Source organism: Pseudomonas sp. GW821-FHT01D09, assembly GCF_059422465.1.
On sequence record NZ_JBWKWY010000035.1, the window covers coordinates 16,656 to 31,536 of the forward strand.

15 protein-coding genes are annotated in these 14,881 nt (G+C 61.8%); 9 read left to right on the top strand and 6 right to left on the bottom strand.

Annotated features, from left to right (window positions below):
* Window positions 1-103: 103 nt before the first annotated feature.
* From AC07W7_RS23170 to AC07W7_RS23190, 5 genes are all read left to right on the top strand, one after another.
* Window positions 104-700, top strand: a complete 597-nt coding sequence (locus tag AC07W7_RS23170; protein ID WP_003212997.1) for a superoxide dismutase — start codon at window positions 104-106, stop codon at window positions 698-700.
* Between the two features lie 157 nt (window positions 701-857).
* Window positions 858-1,067, top strand: coding sequence for a hypothetical protein (locus tag AC07W7_RS23175; RefSeq protein ID WP_495040194.1), 210 nt, complete (start codon window positions 858-860; stop codon window positions 1,065-1,067).
* Window positions 1,068-1,284: 217 nt separating this feature from the next.
* A complete protein-coding gene (locus AC07W7_RS23180; RefSeq protein ID WP_495040195.1) occupies window positions 1,285-3,336 on the top strand; it encodes a putative bifunctional diguanylate cyclase/phosphodiesterase in 2,052 nt (683 codons plus the stop codon).
* Between the two features lie 161 nt (window positions 3,337-3,497).
* Window positions 3,498-4,841, top strand: a complete 1,344-nt coding sequence (locus AC07W7_RS23185; RefSeq protein ID WP_099168801.1) for an imelysin family protein — start codon at window positions 3,498-3,500, stop codon at window positions 4,839-4,841.
* A 186-nt stretch (window positions 4,842-5,027) separates the two neighbouring features.
* Window positions 5,028-6,482 (top strand): TrkH family potassium uptake protein, encoded by a 1,455-nt coding sequence (locus AC07W7_RS23190; RefSeq protein WP_076962968.1) that lies wholly within the window; start codon window positions 5,028-5,030, stop codon window positions 6,480-6,482.
* On the opposite strand, the gene AC07W7_RS23195 is transcribed toward AC07W7_RS23190, so the two are convergent.
* A complete protein-coding gene (locus tag AC07W7_RS23195; protein WP_099168802.1) occupies window positions 6,439-7,500 on the bottom strand; it encodes an AraC family transcriptional regulator in 1,062 nt (353 codons plus the stop codon). The two genes, AC07W7_RS23190 and AC07W7_RS23195, sit on opposite strands and share 44 nt — an antisense overlap.
* Window positions 7,501-7,672: 172 nt before the next feature.
* Here AC07W7_RS23195 and AC07W7_RS23200 point away from each other — a divergent pair, with 172 nt between their 5' ends.
* The 4 genes from AC07W7_RS23200 (at window position 7,673) to AC07W7_RS23215 (ending at window position 9,855) form a co-directional block, all read left to right on the top strand.
* Window positions 7,673-7,984, top strand: coding sequence for an Mpo1-like protein (locus tag AC07W7_RS23200; protein ID WP_076962970.1), 312 nt, complete (start codon window positions 7,673-7,675; stop codon window positions 7,982-7,984).
* Between the two features lie 180 nt (window positions 7,985-8,164).
* Window positions 8,165-8,293 (top strand): hypothetical protein, encoded by a 129-nt coding sequence (locus tag AC07W7_RS23205; RefSeq protein ID WP_257154369.1) that lies wholly within the window; start codon window positions 8,165-8,167, stop codon window positions 8,291-8,293.
* Between the two features lie 74 nt (window positions 8,294-8,367).
* The gene (locus AC07W7_RS23210; RefSeq protein WP_169901900.1) at window positions 8,368-8,550 is read left to right on the top strand and encodes a hypothetical protein; all 183 of its coding nucleotides are present in this window, start codon (window positions 8,368-8,370) and stop codon (window positions 8,548-8,550) included.
* A gap of 105 nt (window positions 8,551-8,655) precedes the next feature.
* The gene (locus AC07W7_RS23215; RefSeq protein ID WP_495040196.1) at window positions 8,656-9,855 is read left to right on the top strand and encodes an MFS transporter; all 1,200 of its coding nucleotides are present in this window, start codon (window positions 8,656-8,658) and stop codon (window positions 9,853-9,855) included.
* On the opposite strand, the gene arfB is transcribed toward AC07W7_RS23215, so the two are convergent.
* The 5 genes from arfB to scpB all read right to left on the bottom strand — a co-directional run bounded on the left by arfB (window position 9,852) and on the right by scpB (window position 14,869).
* On the bottom strand, window positions 9,852-10,265 hold the full coding sequence (gene arfB, locus AC07W7_RS23220) for an alternative ribosome rescue aminoacyl-tRNA hydrolase ArfB (RefSeq protein WP_029296355.1): 414 nt from the start codon (window positions 10,263-10,265) through the stop codon (window positions 9,852-9,854). The two genes, AC07W7_RS23215 and arfB, sit on opposite strands and share 4 nt — an antisense overlap.
* 54 nt (window positions 10,266-10,319) lie before the next feature.
* A complete protein-coding gene (locus tag AC07W7_RS23225) occupies window positions 10,320-11,741 on the bottom strand; it encodes an amino acid permease (RefSeq protein ID WP_495040197.1) in 1,422 nt (473 codons plus the stop codon).
* A gap of 502 nt (window positions 11,742-12,243) precedes the next feature.
* Window positions 12,244-13,482: a 23S rRNA pseudouridine(2605) synthase RluB gene (gene rluB / locus AC07W7_RS23230; RefSeq protein WP_076964731.1), complete on the bottom strand. Its 1,239-nt coding sequence runs from the start codon at window positions 13,480-13,482 to the stop codon at window positions 12,244-12,246.
* Between the two features lie 144 nt (window positions 13,483-13,626).
* Window positions 13,627-13,818: a DUF1289 domain-containing protein gene (locus AC07W7_RS23235; RefSeq protein ID WP_495040198.1), complete on the bottom strand. Its 192-nt coding sequence runs from the start codon at window positions 13,816-13,818 to the stop codon at window positions 13,627-13,629.
* A gap of 130 nt (window positions 13,819-13,948) precedes the next feature.
* Window positions 13,949-14,869 carry an SMC-Scp complex subunit ScpB gene (gene scpB, locus AC07W7_RS23240; RefSeq protein WP_495040199.1) on the bottom strand — a complete coding sequence of 307 codons (921 nt, stop codon included), beginning with the start codon at window positions 14,867-14,869 and terminating at the stop codon, window positions 13,949-13,951.
* Between the last annotated feature and the right edge of the window lie 12 nt (window positions 14,870-14,881).

The window sequence follows — 14,881 nt, forward strand, 5'->3', positions numbered from 1 at the left end:
ATCCAGACCCTGCGCCGCAAAGAGTACAAACTCCCCGGCGCTTGTTTGGCCGCCCGTGATCGGCCTTGCGCTCACCGCAACTGACCTGATTAGGAGAATTATCATGGCTTTCGAATTGCCGCCGCTGCCGTATGCACACGATGCCCTGCAGCCGCACATTTCCAAGGAAACCTTGGAATACCACCACGACAAGCACCACAACACCTATGTCGTGAACCTGAACAACCTGGTGCCTGGCACCGAGTTTGAAGGCAAGACCCTGGAAGAGATCGTCAAGTCCTCTTCGGGTGGCATCTTCAACAACGCTGCCCAGGTCTGGAACCACACCTTCTACTGGAACTGCCTGGCGCCAAACGCCGGCGGTCAACCGACCGGCGCACTGGCTGAAGCCATCAATGCCGCGTTCGGTTCGTTCGACAAGTTCAAGGAAGAGTTCACCAAGACGTCGGTCGGCACCTTCGGTTCCGGTTGGGGCTGGCTGGTGAAAAAGGCTGACGGTTCCCTGGCCCTGGCCAGCACCATCGGCGCCGGCAACCCGCTGACCAGCGGCGACACCCCGCTGCTGACCTGCGACGTCTGGGAACACGCCTACTACATCGACTACCGCAACGTGCGTCCAAAGTATGTGGAAGCGTTCTGGAACCTGGTCAACTGGAAGTTCGTTGCCGAGCAGTTTGAAGGCAAGACCTTCACTGCGTAAGTAACCCTTGCAGTAAAAAGAGCCCGGCGATTGCCGGGCTTTTTTGATTGTTTGACAATAAAAACGCCCCAGCAACAACGGAACTCATAGACAAGAGTTGACCACGAAACATAGGAGCGGAAATAACTCCCTCATATTTTTTTCAGGAGTATCAACTATGCTCAGCATGATCACTGGGATGATGGGGATGGCCACAAGCGCCTTGCCAGGGATAGGACAACTTGTGGGCGCGGTAGCGGGAGCAGTGGCGGATAAGATAAAGGGTGATGGATCAGATGAGTCAGACGAGTGCAAGAATCACCAGCACGAAAAAGTAGCCGCACAGGTCCACCAGCAAACAACGACGAGCTTTACTTATAATCACTAGAACAATCGATGCCCCCACCCGGGAGGCTGAAAAGTCATACGGCCGCGCTCCCGCCAACACTGTAAAAGGGCGGCGGAATGATCCGCCTCCCGCCCTATCCGGCTCCATCCGACAGCCTCCAGACGCCACAAGCCGCAATGTTCCTTTGACTGCCACCACGGGATTGCCAATACTCATGGCATATTGAGGCTACCCGCATGGAACAAGGAATGACCCTTTGAAGCTGGAACTCAAAAACAGCTTGTCGGTGAAGTTGCTCCGGGTGGTGCTGCTGTCGGCACTGATAGTGGGCGTGGCACTGAGCGTGGCGCAGATCGTCTTTGATGCCTACAAGACACGCCAGGCGGTGGCCGGCGATGCCCAGCGCATCCTCGATATGTTTCGCGACCCCTCGACCCAGGCCGTCTATAGCCTGGATCGCGAAATGGGCATGCAGGTCATCGAGGGCCTGTTTCAGGATGATGCGGTACGCATGGCCTCCATTGGCCATCCCAACGAGCCGATGCTCGCCGAGAAGAGCCGGGATTTGCAGCACTCCCCCAGCCGCTGGCTGACGGACGTCATCCTGGGCCGGGAACGCACCTTCACCATCCCGCTGGTAGGGCGCGGGCCTTATAGCGAGTATTACGGCGACCTGAGCATCACCCTCGACACCGCCACCTATGGCCAGGGTTTTATCGTCAACTCGGTGATCATCTTTATCTCCGGGGTGCTGCGCGCCCTGGCCATGGGCCTGGTGTTGTACCTGGTCTATCACTGGCTGCTGACCAAGCCGCTGTCGCGGATCATCAGCCACCTGAGCTCGATCAACCCCGACCGTCCCAGCGAGCACAAGATCCCGCAACTCAAGGGCCACGAAAAAAACGAACTGGGGCTGTGGATCAACACCGCCAACCAGCTGCTGGCCTCGATCGAACGCAACACCCACCTGCGCCATGAAGCGGAAAACAGCCTGCTGCGCATGGCCCAGTACGACTTTCTCACCGGCCTGCCCAACCGCCAGAAACTGCAGGAGCAACTGGACAAGATCCTGACCGACGCCGGGCGCCGTCAACGCCGGGTCGCGGTGTTGTGCGTGGGGCTGGATGACTTCAAGAGCGTCAACGAGCAATTCACTTACCAGGCCGGCGACCAATTGCTGCTGGCCCTGGCCGACCGCCTGCGGGCCCACAGTGGCCGGCTCGGGGCCCTGGCGCGCCTGGGCGGCGACCAGTTCGCCCTGGTCCAGGCCGATATCGAGCAACCCTACGAAGCCGCCGAGTTGGCCCAAAGCATCCTCGATGACCTGGAAGCCGAGTTCGCCCTCGACCACGAACAGATCCGCCTGCGCGCCACCATCGGTATCACCTTGTTCCCCGAAGACGGCGACAGCACCGAGAAGCTGCTGCAAAAGGCCGAGCAGACCATGACCCTGGCCAAGAGCCGCTCGCGCAATCGCTACCAGTTCTATATCGCCAGTGTCGACAGCGAGATGCGCCGCCGCCGCGAGCTGGAAAAAGACCTGCGCGACGCCTTGAGCCGCAACCAGTTTCACTTGGTGTACCAACCGCAGATCAGCTATCTCGATCATCGCGTGGTCGGTGTCGAGGCGCTGATCCGCTGGCAACACCCGGAACACGGCCTGGTGCCGCCCGATCTGTTTATCCCCCTGGCAGAACAGAACGGCACCATCATCCCCATTGGCGAATGGGTGCTGGACCAGGCCTGCCGGCAACTGCGCGAATGGCATGACCTGGGGTTTACCGAGCTGCGCATGGCGGTCAACCTGTCCACGGTGCAACTGCACCACGCCGAGCTGCCGCGGGTGGTCAACAACCTGCTGCAGATCTATCGCCTGCCGCCGCGCAGCCTGGAGCTGGAAGTGACCGAGACCGGCCTGATGGAAGACATCAGCACCGCCGCCCAGCACCTGTTGAGCCTGCGCCGCTCCGGCGCGCTGATTGCCATCGATGACTTCGGTACCGGCTACTCCTCCCTGAGCTATCTGAAAAGCCTGCCCCTGGACAAAATCAAGATCGACAAGAGCTTTGTCCAGGACCTACTGGATGACGATGACGATGCCACCATCGTGCGGGCGATCATCCAGCTGGGCAAAAGCCTGGGCATGCAAGTGATCGCCGAAGGCGTGGAGACGCCTGAGCAGGAGGCCTACATCATCAGCGAAGGCTGCCACGAAGGTCAGGGCTACCACTACAGCAAACCCCTGCCGGCGCGCGAGCTGGCGGCCTACCTCAAGCAGGCCGAACGCAATAACGCGGCGATCCTCTAGGCCCATGCTGGCCACCCAGGGCGCGGCCTTGGGCGGCCGGGGCTGGCCTATTAAATTTTTACGGCGTTAACCCTTTACAGAAAATGCAAATCTTTCGCATTATGTTGCAGTTTTGCGCGCCGCATTGCGCCCCGATCCACTACCGAAGCAGGATGTTCGCCATGATTCGTATGCCCCTGGCCACCGCCAGTCTGCTGGCCATTGCCATTTCTCTCGCCGGCTGCGGCGAGGGTAAAGACAAGGCCGCCGCTCCCCAGGCGCCGACGCCAGCTGCCAGCACGGCCGCTCCAGCGGCTGGCGCTACCGCCGGCCAGGTTGACGAGGCGGCCGCCAAGGCGGTCGTCGCGCATTACGCAGACCTCGTGTACGCGGTGTACAGCGACGCCGAGGCCACCGCAAAAACCCTGCAGACCGCGATCGACACCTTCCTCGCCAACCCCAACGACCAGACCCTGAAGGCCGCCCGTACCGCCTGGATCGCCGCGCGCGTACCGTACCTGCAGAGCGAAGTGTTCCGCTTCGGCAACACCATCATTGACGATTGGGAAGGTCAGGTGAACGCCTGGCCACTGGACGAAGGCCTGATCGACTATGTCGACAAATCCTACGAACACGCCCTCGGCAACCCGGGCGCCACCGCCAATATCATCGCCAACACCCAGATCCAGGTCGGCGAAGACAAGATCGACGTCAAGGAAATCACCCCGGAAAAACTCGCCAGCCTCAATGAGCTGGGCGGCTCCGAGGCCAACGTCGCCACCGGCTACCACGCCATCGAATTTTTGCTGTGGGGCCAGGACCTGAACGGCACCGGCCCTGGCGCCGGCAACCGTCCAGCGTCGGACTACCTGCAGGGCGACGGCGCCACCGGCGGGCATAACGAGCGTCGCCGCACCTACCTGCGCGCCGTGACCCAACTGCTGGTCAGCGACCTTGAGGAAATGGTCGGCAACTGGAAACCCAACGTCGAAGACAACTACCGCGCCACCCTGCAAGCAGAACCAGCGACCGACGGCTTGCGCAAGATGCTGTTCGGCATGGGCAGCCTGTCCCTGGGTGAACTGGCGGGCGAGCGCATGAAGGTGTCCCTGGAAGCCAACTCGCCGGAAGACGAGCACGACTGCTTCAGCGACAACACCCACAACTCGCAGTTCTACGACGCCAAGGGCATCCGCAACGTCTACCTGGGCCAATACACCCGCACCGATGGCACCCAGCTGACCGGCGCCAGCTTGTCGTCCCTGGTGGCCAAGGTCGACCCGGCTGCCGATGAAGCCCTCAAGGCTGACCTGGCGGCTACCGAAGCGAAGATCCAGGTCATGGTCGACCACGCCAACAAGGGTGAGCACTACGACCAGTTGATCGCCGCCGGCAACACCGCCGGCAACCAGATCGTGCGCGACGCCATCGCCGCCCTGGTCAAGCAGACCGGCTCCATCGAGCAAGCGGCCGGCAAGCTGGGCATCGGCAACCTGAACCCGGACAGCGCTGATCACGAGTTCTGATCCGCACGGTTTGAATGAGGCGGCCTTCGGGTCGCCTTTTTTGTACTCACCACAAAACCCATGTGGGAGCTGGCTCCCCATTAAGCCAAGTCCTACATCAGATCCGCACGCCCTTTGCAGCCCCCGGTTTACAAGCCCTGCCCCGTAGGTAGAATGGCGCCTCCGACTATCACCCGAGCGCAATACATGGCAATGCCGACCCTGCGGATCATTGGTTTCATCATCGGCATCTTCCTGATTACCCTCGCGGTCGCCATGGTCGTGCCCATGGCCACCCTGGTGTTTTACGAACGCACCAGCGACCTGCCGTCCTTTCTCTGGGCGAGCCTGATCACTTTTATTGCCGGCCTGGCCCTGGTGATTCCCGGGCGCCCGGCACAGGTGCAACTGCGCCCCCGGGACATGTACCTGCTGACCGTCAGCAGTTGGGTGGTGGTGTGTATCTTTGCCGCACTGCCGTTTCTGCTGACCCAGCACATCAGCTATACCGACTCGTTCTTTGAAAGCATGTCCGGCATCACCGCCACTGGCGCCACCGTGCTCAGTGGCCTGGACACCATGTCCCCGGGCATCCTGATGTGGCGCTCAATGCTGCACTGGCTCGGCGGCATCGGTTTTATCGGCATGGCGGTGGCGATCCTGCCGCTGCTGCGCATCGGTGGCATGCGCCTGTTCCAGACCGAATCCTCGGATCGCTCCGAGAAGGTCATGCCGCGCTCGCACATGGTGGCGCGCCTGATCGTGGCGGCCTATGTCGGCATCACCATCCTCGGCAGCCTGGGGTTCTGGTGGGCCGGCATGGGCCTGTTCGATGCGATCAACCACGCGATGTCGGCCATTTCCACCGGGGGGTTCTCCACTTCCGATGAGTCCCTGGCCCACTGGAAACAACCGGCGGTGCACTGGGTAGCCGTGGTGGTGATGATCCTCGGCAGCCTGCCGTTTGCCCTGTATGTCGCCACGATGCGCGGCAACCGCAAGGCGCTGATCAAGGACCAGCAGGTACAAGGCCTGCTCGGAATGCTGCTGGTGACCTGGATCGTACTCGGCACCTGGTACTGGTGGACCACCAACCTGCACTGGCTGGATGCGCTGCGCCATGTGGCGCTGAACGTCACGTCCGTGGTGACCACCACCGGCTTTGCCCTGGGCGACTACAGCCTGTGGGGCAATTTCTCGCTGATGCTGTTCTTCTACCTGGGCTTTGTCGGCGGTTGCTCGGGCTCCACCGCCGGCGGGATCAAGATCTTTCGCTTCCAGGTCGCCTATATCCTGCTCAAGGCCAACTTGAACCAGTTGATTCACCCCAGGGCGGTGATCAAGCAGAAATACAACGGTCATCGCCTGGACGAAGAGATCGTACGCTCGATCCTGACGTTCTCATTCTTCTTTGCCATCACCATCTGCACCATCGCCCTGGCCCTGTCACTGCTGGGCGTGGACTGGATGACCGCCTTGACCGGCGCGGCCAGTACCGTCTCCGGCGTGGGCCCGGGGCTGGGCGAGACCATCGGCCCGGCCGGCAACTTCGCGACCCTGCCGGACGCCGCCAAGTGGATCCTGTCCCTGGGCATGCTGCTGGGCCGGCTGGAGATCATTACGGTGTTTGTGCTGTGCATTCCGGCGTTCTGGCGGCACTGACACTCGCCGACGCCTCCAGCAACCGCGCCCGGTATTCGCCGGGCGTGGCATCGAACCAGCGGCGAAAGGCGCGGAAGAAGTTGCTCGGGTCGGCAAACCCCAACAGGTAGGCAATTTCCAACAGGGTCATGCTCGGCTGCGCCAGGTACTGTTCGGCCAGTTCGCGGCGGGTGTCGTCGAGCAAGGTCTGGAAGCTGGTGCCCTCCTCCTGCAAGCGGCGCTGCAAGGTGCGCTGGGACAAGTGCAACGTCTGCGCCACCACCTCACGCTTGGGCTCGCCCTGGGGCAACAGCCGGCACAGCACCTGGCGGGCCTTGTGGGTCACCCGGCTCTCGGAGAACCTGGCCAGGTATTCCCCGGCAAACCGATCGTGCAGCAGCGCCATCGCTTCATTGGCGGTGGGCAGCGGCGCTTCCATATCGGCGCGCTCGAAGATCAGCGCGTCATACGGCGCATTGAACACCAGCGGCGCATGAAAGGCCTGCTTATAGGGTTCCAGGTCCACCGGCTGATCCCCCTGCACCAACACCTTGCGCGGCTGCAACGTGCGTCCGGTCAGCCAGCCACATAACGCCAGGGCACAGGCCAGCGAGGCCTCGGCGCTTTGCCGGGTCGGCGGCAAGTGGTCGCCGTGGACCGTGAGGATCAGGGCGTAGCCTTCGGGCAGCAGGCAAAAACTCAGGTCGGCACTTTCGGCGATGATCCGCTGGTAGCGCACCAGCCGGGCAAAGCCTTCGGCCAGGGTGCTGCTGGACATCAAGGCATACCCGGCCACATGGAACGACGCCGGGCGCACCACCTTGCCCATGTTCAGGCCGATGGCCGGATTGCCCGACACCTCCACCGCCCGCTGCCAGAGCCGGGTCATGGCGTCCTGGGGGAAACGCGCATCGGGGTCATCCAGGGCGCTGTAATCCAGGCCCAACTGTTTGAACAGGGCGCGGCAATCCAGGCCATCGAGCTCCAGCGCCTTGACTATCCCCATCGCCCAGCTTGCAGAAGTCGTTCGTTCGTTCATGGCGTTTTCTTGCACGCTGTCTATGAAGGGACGGCTGAAACCGCAGCCTGGAACCCAAGGATACTAAAGTGGCGTCTATTGTCACTGGCCCTTGCCAGTGATGACTCTAGACTCAAATAAGCTCCCCGCCGAACACCCGCCGGGCACCACCACCACCAGAGGGCCAGCCGCCATGGAAAATACCAGGCAATTCAATAGCTTCGCCGAGTTCTATCCGTATTACCTGAGCGAGCACGGCAACAGTACCTGCCGACGGTTGCATTTTATCGGCACCAGCCTGGTGATTTTTATTCTCGCGTTCGCCATCGGCAAGGGCGCCTGGTGGCTACTGTGGGTCCTGCCGGTGGCCGGCTACAGCTTTGCCTGGGTCGGGCACTTCTTCTTTGAAAAGAACCGCCCGGCAACATTCCAGCATCCGTTCTACAGCCTGCTGGGGGATTTCGTGATGTACCGCGACATGATTCTGGGCAAGGTGCCGTTCTGACCCCAGCGACAAGCCAGGCCGGCGTGTGACCTCTTGTCACTTGCGCCTTGCCGAGAAAGGTTCAGGCATTTGGCGAGATAAAAGTCTTTTTGTCATTTGCAGTGCTGTATCCTGCCCAGGCTTTGTGAAAAGCGCGGCACACCTGCAATTGCACAACAGACCTTGCGAGGAGCGACGACGATGCACGAGATCCCTAATCTCCCCTTCCCAAGCCTGCACGAGACCGAGCAGCCAACCCCGCAACAGGCCAGCAGCGACAAGCCAGCACCGGCACAGGCAACACCGGTCGAGAGCGATAGCGAAGACTGACCGCAACACCCAGACCGTGTGGAAAGCGTGACATTGCGCGCTTTCCACACCGCCTGAATCACGAGACACGCAACATGCCCGATACCCCCCGCAATCCCCCCGACGAAGCGTTACTCGGCGCCGCCCTGCAAATGGTCGACGTGTGGAGCCGCCTCAGCCCGGAAAAACAGGCGCTGCTGCTCAAGCGCTTCGGCACCCAGGAAAATGCCCTGGCCGCGCTGGTGACCACGCGCATGCTTAACCCAGCCCCACTGTAGAGGCCGGCTCGCCGGCGATGGCGTCAGGTTTTAGGCCCTGCGCGCACCAAAGCACCGGTATCATAAGCAGCCTATCTTTTCCTGCCGCGCCAGTGGACCTTTCCCATGCCAGATACCCAGCGCCCCATGGCGGTCACGCTGCAAGTCGTCTCCATCGTGCTGTTTACCTTTATCGGCTACCTGAATATCGGCATTCCCCTGGCCGTCTTGCCGGGCTATGTCCACAGCGACCTGGGCTTTGGCGCCGTGATCGCGGGCCTGGTGATCAGCGTGCAGTACCTGGCCACCCTGCTGAGCCGGCCCTATGCCGGGCGCATCATCGATAACCGCGGCAGCAAGCGCGCGGTGATGTACGGCCTGGCCGGTTGCGGCTTGAGCGGGGTGTTCATGCTGGCATCCGCCGCCCTGACCCATCTGCCGGCTCTGAGCCTGGCCAGCCTGCTGATTGGCCGGCTGGTGCTGGGCAGTGCCGAAAGCCTGGTGGGATCGGGCTCCATTGGCTGGGGCATTGGCCGGGTCGGCGCGGCGAATACCGCCAAGGTCATCTCCTGGAACGGTATCGCCAGCTACGGTGCCCTGGCGATTGGCGCACCGCTGGGGGTGCTGCTGGTCAGCCGGTTCGGGCTGTGGAGCATGGGTGTAAGCATCATTGCCCTGGCAGTACTGGGCTTGCTGCTGGCCTGGCCCAAAGTCGCGGCGCCCATCGTGGTCGGCGAGCGCCTGCCCTTCATGCATGTGCTCGGCCGCGTGCTGCCCCACGGCTGTGGGCTGGCCCTGGGCTCCATTGGCTTTGGCACCATCGCCACGTTTATCACCCTGTATTACGCGACCCAGCACTGGGATAACGCGGTGCTGTGCCTGAGCCTGTTCGGCGCCAGCTTTATCGGGGCGCGGTTGCTGTTCGGCAACCTGATCAACCGCATCGGCGGGTTTCGCGTGGCGATTGCCTGCCTGTCGGTGGAAACCCTTGGCCTGTTGCTGTTGTGGATGGCGCCAAGTGCCGAGCTGGCCCTGGCGGGCGCGGCCTTGAGCGGCTTCGGGTTTTCCCTGGTGTTTCCGGCGCTGGGGGTTGAAGCGGTCAACCTGGTGCCCGCCTCCAGCCGTGGCGCGGCGGTGGGGGCCTATTCGTTGTTTATCGACTTGTCATTGGGGATCACCGGGCCATTGGCAGGGGCGATTGCGGCGGGTTTCGGCTTTGCCTCGATCTTTCTGTTTGCCGCGCTGGCGGCCTGCGCCGGGCTGCTGCTGAGCCTGTACCTGTACCGCCAGGCGCCCAAGTACCGCGACGCCCGTAACGCCGGCTAGAAATCCACCTTGCCGCGCCCGGCCTTGATGCTGCCGCGCTTGGTCTTGGATTCCAGGCGCCGCTTTTTCGAGCCCAGGGTGGGTTTGGTGGGGCGGCGTTTTTTCTCGACCTTGGTCGCACTGAGGATCAACTCCACCAGGCGCTCCAGGGCATCGGCGCGGTTCTGTTCCTGGGTCCGATATTGCTGGGCCTTGAGGATCAGCACGCCTTCGCTGGTAATGCGGCTGTCACGCAGTGCCAGCAAGCGTTCCTTGTAGAACGGCGGCAACGACGAAGCGCCGATATCAAAGCGCAAGTGCACGGCGCTGGAGACCTTGTTGACGTTCTGCCCGCCTGCGCCCTGGGCGCGGATGGCCGTCAACTCGATTTCGGCATCGGGCAGGTGCACGTTACTGGAGATCACCAACATGGAAAGCGGGTCCGTGGGTTGCAGGGGCCGGCAAGCCGGCTCCTACAGTGTGGGCTAGTTGTTCAGCGAGGATACAGCACTCACGTCGGCCAGCGCCTTGCGCTTGTTCTTGAGCACATAGCACACCCACATAAAGACCACCCAGACCGGAATCGCGTACACCGAGACCTGGATCCCCGGAATCAGCAACATGACCCCCAGGATAAACACCACGAACGCCAGACACACGTAATTGCCGTAGGGGTACCACAGCGCCTTGAACAACGGCACCTGGCCGGTGCGGTTCATGTGCTGGCGGAACTTGAAATGCGAGAAGCTGATCATCGCCCAGTTGATCACCAACGTGGCCACCACCAGGGACATCAGCAGTTCCAGGGCGTGCTGCGGGATCCAGTAGTTCATCAACACCGCCACCAGGGTGACGGCCGCCGAGGCCAGGATCGAGCGCACGGGCACGCCGCGCTTGTCGATCTTCGCCAAGGCCGCCGGCGCGTCGCCCTGCTCGGCCATGCCCAGCAGCATGCGGCTGTTGCAGTAGGTGCCGCTGTTGTACACCGACAGCGCCGCCGTCAGCACCACGAAGTTGAGGATATGCGCGGCAGTGTTGCTGCCCAGCATCGAGAACACCTGCACGAACGGGCTACCGCTGTAGGCATCGCCCGAGGCGTTCAAGGTCACCAGCAGGCTGTCCCATGGCGTCAGCGACAGCAACACCACCAAGGCGCCGATGTAGAAAATCAGGATGCGGTAGATCACCTGATTGATCGCCTTGGGGATCACGGTGCGTGGCTGGTCCGCCTCGGCGGCGGTAAAACCGAGCATTTCCAGGCCGCCAAACGAGAACATGATGATCGCCATGGCCATCACCAGGCCGCCGACGCCATGGGGGAAGAACCCGCCGTGTTCCCACAGGTTGCTCACCGACGCCTGTGGCCCGCCGGTGCCGCTGACCAGCAGGTAGCTGCCCAGGGCGATCATGCCGACAATCGCCACCACCTTGATAATTGCAAACCAGAACTCGGCCTCGCCAAACACTTTGACGTTGGCCAGGTTGATCACATTGATCAGCACAAAAAACGCTGCCGCCGAGACCCAGGTCGGAATCTCCGGCCACCAGTAGTGCACGTACTTGCCGACGGCGGTCAGCTCCGACATGCCCACCAGAATATAGAGGATCCAGCAGTTCCAACCCGACAAAAAGCCCGCGAAACCGCCCCAGTACTTGTGGGCAAAGTGGCTGAAGGAACCGGCCACTGGCTCTTCGACGATCATTTCGCCCAATTGGCGCATGATCATAAAGGCAATGAAACCGCAGATGGCATAGCCGAGGATCATCGACGGGCCAGCTGACTTCAGCACCCCCGCCGAGCCCAGGAACAGGCCGGTACCGATCGCGCCACCGAGGGCGATCAATTGAATATGACGATTTTTCAGGCCGCGCTTCAGTTCGCCTGAATGCGAGTTGGGTCCACTCATGAAAAGGGTCTCACGCAAGGTTTGATGATGTTCACTACACGATGCTGCTTTGAAACCGGCTCAAGCAGCGCCGATCAAACCCCAGCGCAAACACCAGGAGTCCAGCGTCTTTCTAACGGTCATGCGTCACCTGTTTGTTTTTATCTGTGACGAAATCGAACCCGTCCGGCTTATGGCCAGGCGGAATTAACAAGGCAGCGAGCCTTGAAGGCCTTTTGCGTGGATACGCAAGGGGGGTCACAGTAAAACGCGGCGCATTGTACACCGCCCGATCCGTTCGCGAGGGTCGCGGGGGAGATTGTTCGCCAAGTGGAAGATATTCCTTACAGAAAGCTTCCACAGAGAGCATGCCCTGCGTAGGCTCGACTCAATCGTAAAACAATCGTTACACCACGGAAGCCATTCCTGACACTCCACCCCACAGCCTGCAAGCAAAAAAAAACGCCAACCCGAGGGTTGGCGCTTTTTCTTACCGCTTGAAGCTTAAAGCTTGCCGCTGCTCTTAAGGCTTCTTACGCCCAAACCCCGGACGCTGGCCGGAACCCGCCGGTGCGCCACGGCGCTTGCCCGATGGCTCGTCCGCGACCAGCTTCAGCCCTGGGCGCTTTTTCGGCGCGGGCTTGGCTGGGCGCTTGGCGCCTTCGGCTGGACGATCGGTCTGCGGAGCCCCACGGCCCGTCTCGCCACGGTTGCTGCGACCACCGGTGGGTGCCTCGCCACGACCGGCCGGACGCGGGGTGCGCGGTGCACGTTCGCCATCCTGACGGGCCGGCGCCGACGGACGACGATCGCCCTCGATCTGCGGCTGGCGGGAAATGCGACCGCCCGTGGCCGGTGCATCCAGCGCCGGGCGCAAGGTGCGGGCAACGCGTTCGGTGCGTGCCACCGGGCGCGACGATTTACGCTGCATGCGCTCCAGCTTGTCCTTGCTCTTGGCGTTCATCTGCGGCATGGCCACAGGGGTCAGGCCTACTTCAGCACTGAGGATGTCGACTTCGTACTGGCTCATTTCGCGCCAGCGGCCCATCGGCAGGTCGGAGTTGAGGAACACCGGGCCGAAACGCACGCGCTTCAGGCGGCTGACCACCAGGCCCTGGGATTCCCACAGGCGACGCACTTCACGGTTACGCCCTTCCATCACCACACAGTGGTACCAGTGGTTGAACCCTTCGCCACCGGGCGCCTGCTTGATATCGGTGAACTTGGCCGGGCCGTCTTCCAGCACCACGCCGGCCTTGAGGCGTTCGATCATCTCGTCATCGACTTCGCCCCGTACACGCACGGCGTATTCGCGGTCCATCTCGTAGGACGGGTGCATCAGGCGGTTGGCCAGTTCACCGTCGGTGGTGAACATCAGCAGGCCTGTGGTGTTGATGTCCAGGCGGCCGATATTGATCCAACGGCCTTCTTTAGGCTTGGGCATCTTGTCGAACACGGTTGGACGGCCTTCCGGGTCGTCACGGGTGCAGATCTCGCCATCGGGCTTGTTGTACATGATCACGCGGCGCACCGACTCGGCGGCCTCTTCACGCTTGATGACCTTGCCATCAATGGTGATCGCGTCATGCAGGTCGACGCGCTGGCCAAGGGTGGCTTCGACGCCATTGACCTTGATGCGCTTCTGGGTGATCCAGGCTTCTACGTCGCGGCGCGAGCCGACGCCGATACGGGCGAGGACTTTTTGCAGTTTCTCGCCGGCTGGGCCGATTTCCTGGCTGTCGTTCTGGTCTTGGTCTTTCATCTTAAGCACCTCCCGGTGTGTCGCTTCAGGCGTGGCCTGAAGAGTATGCAAATCTGGAGCTTGGGCGAACGCATCGCCAAAGGGTCGCGAATCATACGCGCATGGCGCGCATTGCGCATCAGAGACTAGTCGATATGTGCCGGCTCATTTGCTTTTCCGCCGACCGGTGGCCCCCAGGGCGATCAACCGTAGCTCGGCTTCGGCCAGCACTGCGCGCTTGTCGACCTTGTCGAGCTTCTTCCAGGCCCGGATCTCGCGCTTGCTGCGCCCGCAGCCGACACAGATATCGTCGCTGAATTTACAGATGTTGATGCAGGGGTCTTTAGTGGAGCTCATATACATTCTCCCTGGTGCAGAAGATCCAATGTGGGAGCGGGCTTGCTCGCGATTGCGGTAGGTCAGTCATATATCCAGTGGCTGACACTCCGCAATCGCGAGCAAGCCCGCTCCCACATTTGCTTCTGGGTCAGTCTTCGAATTCGCGGCGTTCGTTTTCGATGGCTTCGGCCAGTGCCCGGGCTTCGGCTTCTTCTTCGCTCAACTCGGGTTGTTCCAGGGCGGCGACGGCGGCCAGCAGTTTTTCGCGGGCCGCGGCCACGCCGAGGATATCCTCCTCGGGGGCCGCTTCCACGTTTACCTCAAGCTCAGGCTCAGACTCAGGCGCCACCGCCCCATCACGCAGCAAATCATCAAAGTCGGTCTTGATCCCCTGCTCCATATCGTCCAGCTCCAGCAGCAAGGTATGGAAACTGGTCTCGTCCTTCGGCTCCTCCGGTTCGGTGCTGGCATCGGCCAGTTCCTGCAAGCCGGCGGGCACCGGGGCATCGTCGAAGTCGAGCACCGGTTCGGCCTCGATCTCGCGCAGCTCGGCCAGTGGCGGCAAGTCGTCGAGGTTTTTCAGGTTGAAGTGGTCGAGAAACACCTTGGTGGTAGCAAACATCGCCGGTTTGCCGGGCACGTCGCGGTAGCCGACGATGCGGATCCACTCGCGCTCCAACAGCGTCTTGACGATATGACTGTTGACCGCCACGCCGCGCACATCCTCGATTTCGCCACGGGTGATGGGCTGGCGATAGGCAATCAGCGCCATGGTCTCCAGCATCGCCCGGGAATAGCGTTGCGGGCGCTCTTCCCACAAGCGCCCGACCCACGGCGAAAACTTCTCGCGGATTTGCAGGCGGTAGCCCGAGGCCACTTCCCGCAGTTCAAAGGCCCGGCCGTCACAGGATTTGCGCAGGATTTCCAGGGCCTTCTTGAAGACCGGCGGTTCCGGGCGTTCGGCCTCTTCAAACAGTTCAAACAGGCGTTCCAGCGATTGCGGCTTGCCCGAGGCCAAGAGGAAGGCTTCCAACAAGGGCGCCAGTTCGCGGGGTTCAGTCAGATTCATCGATTCAGCTCG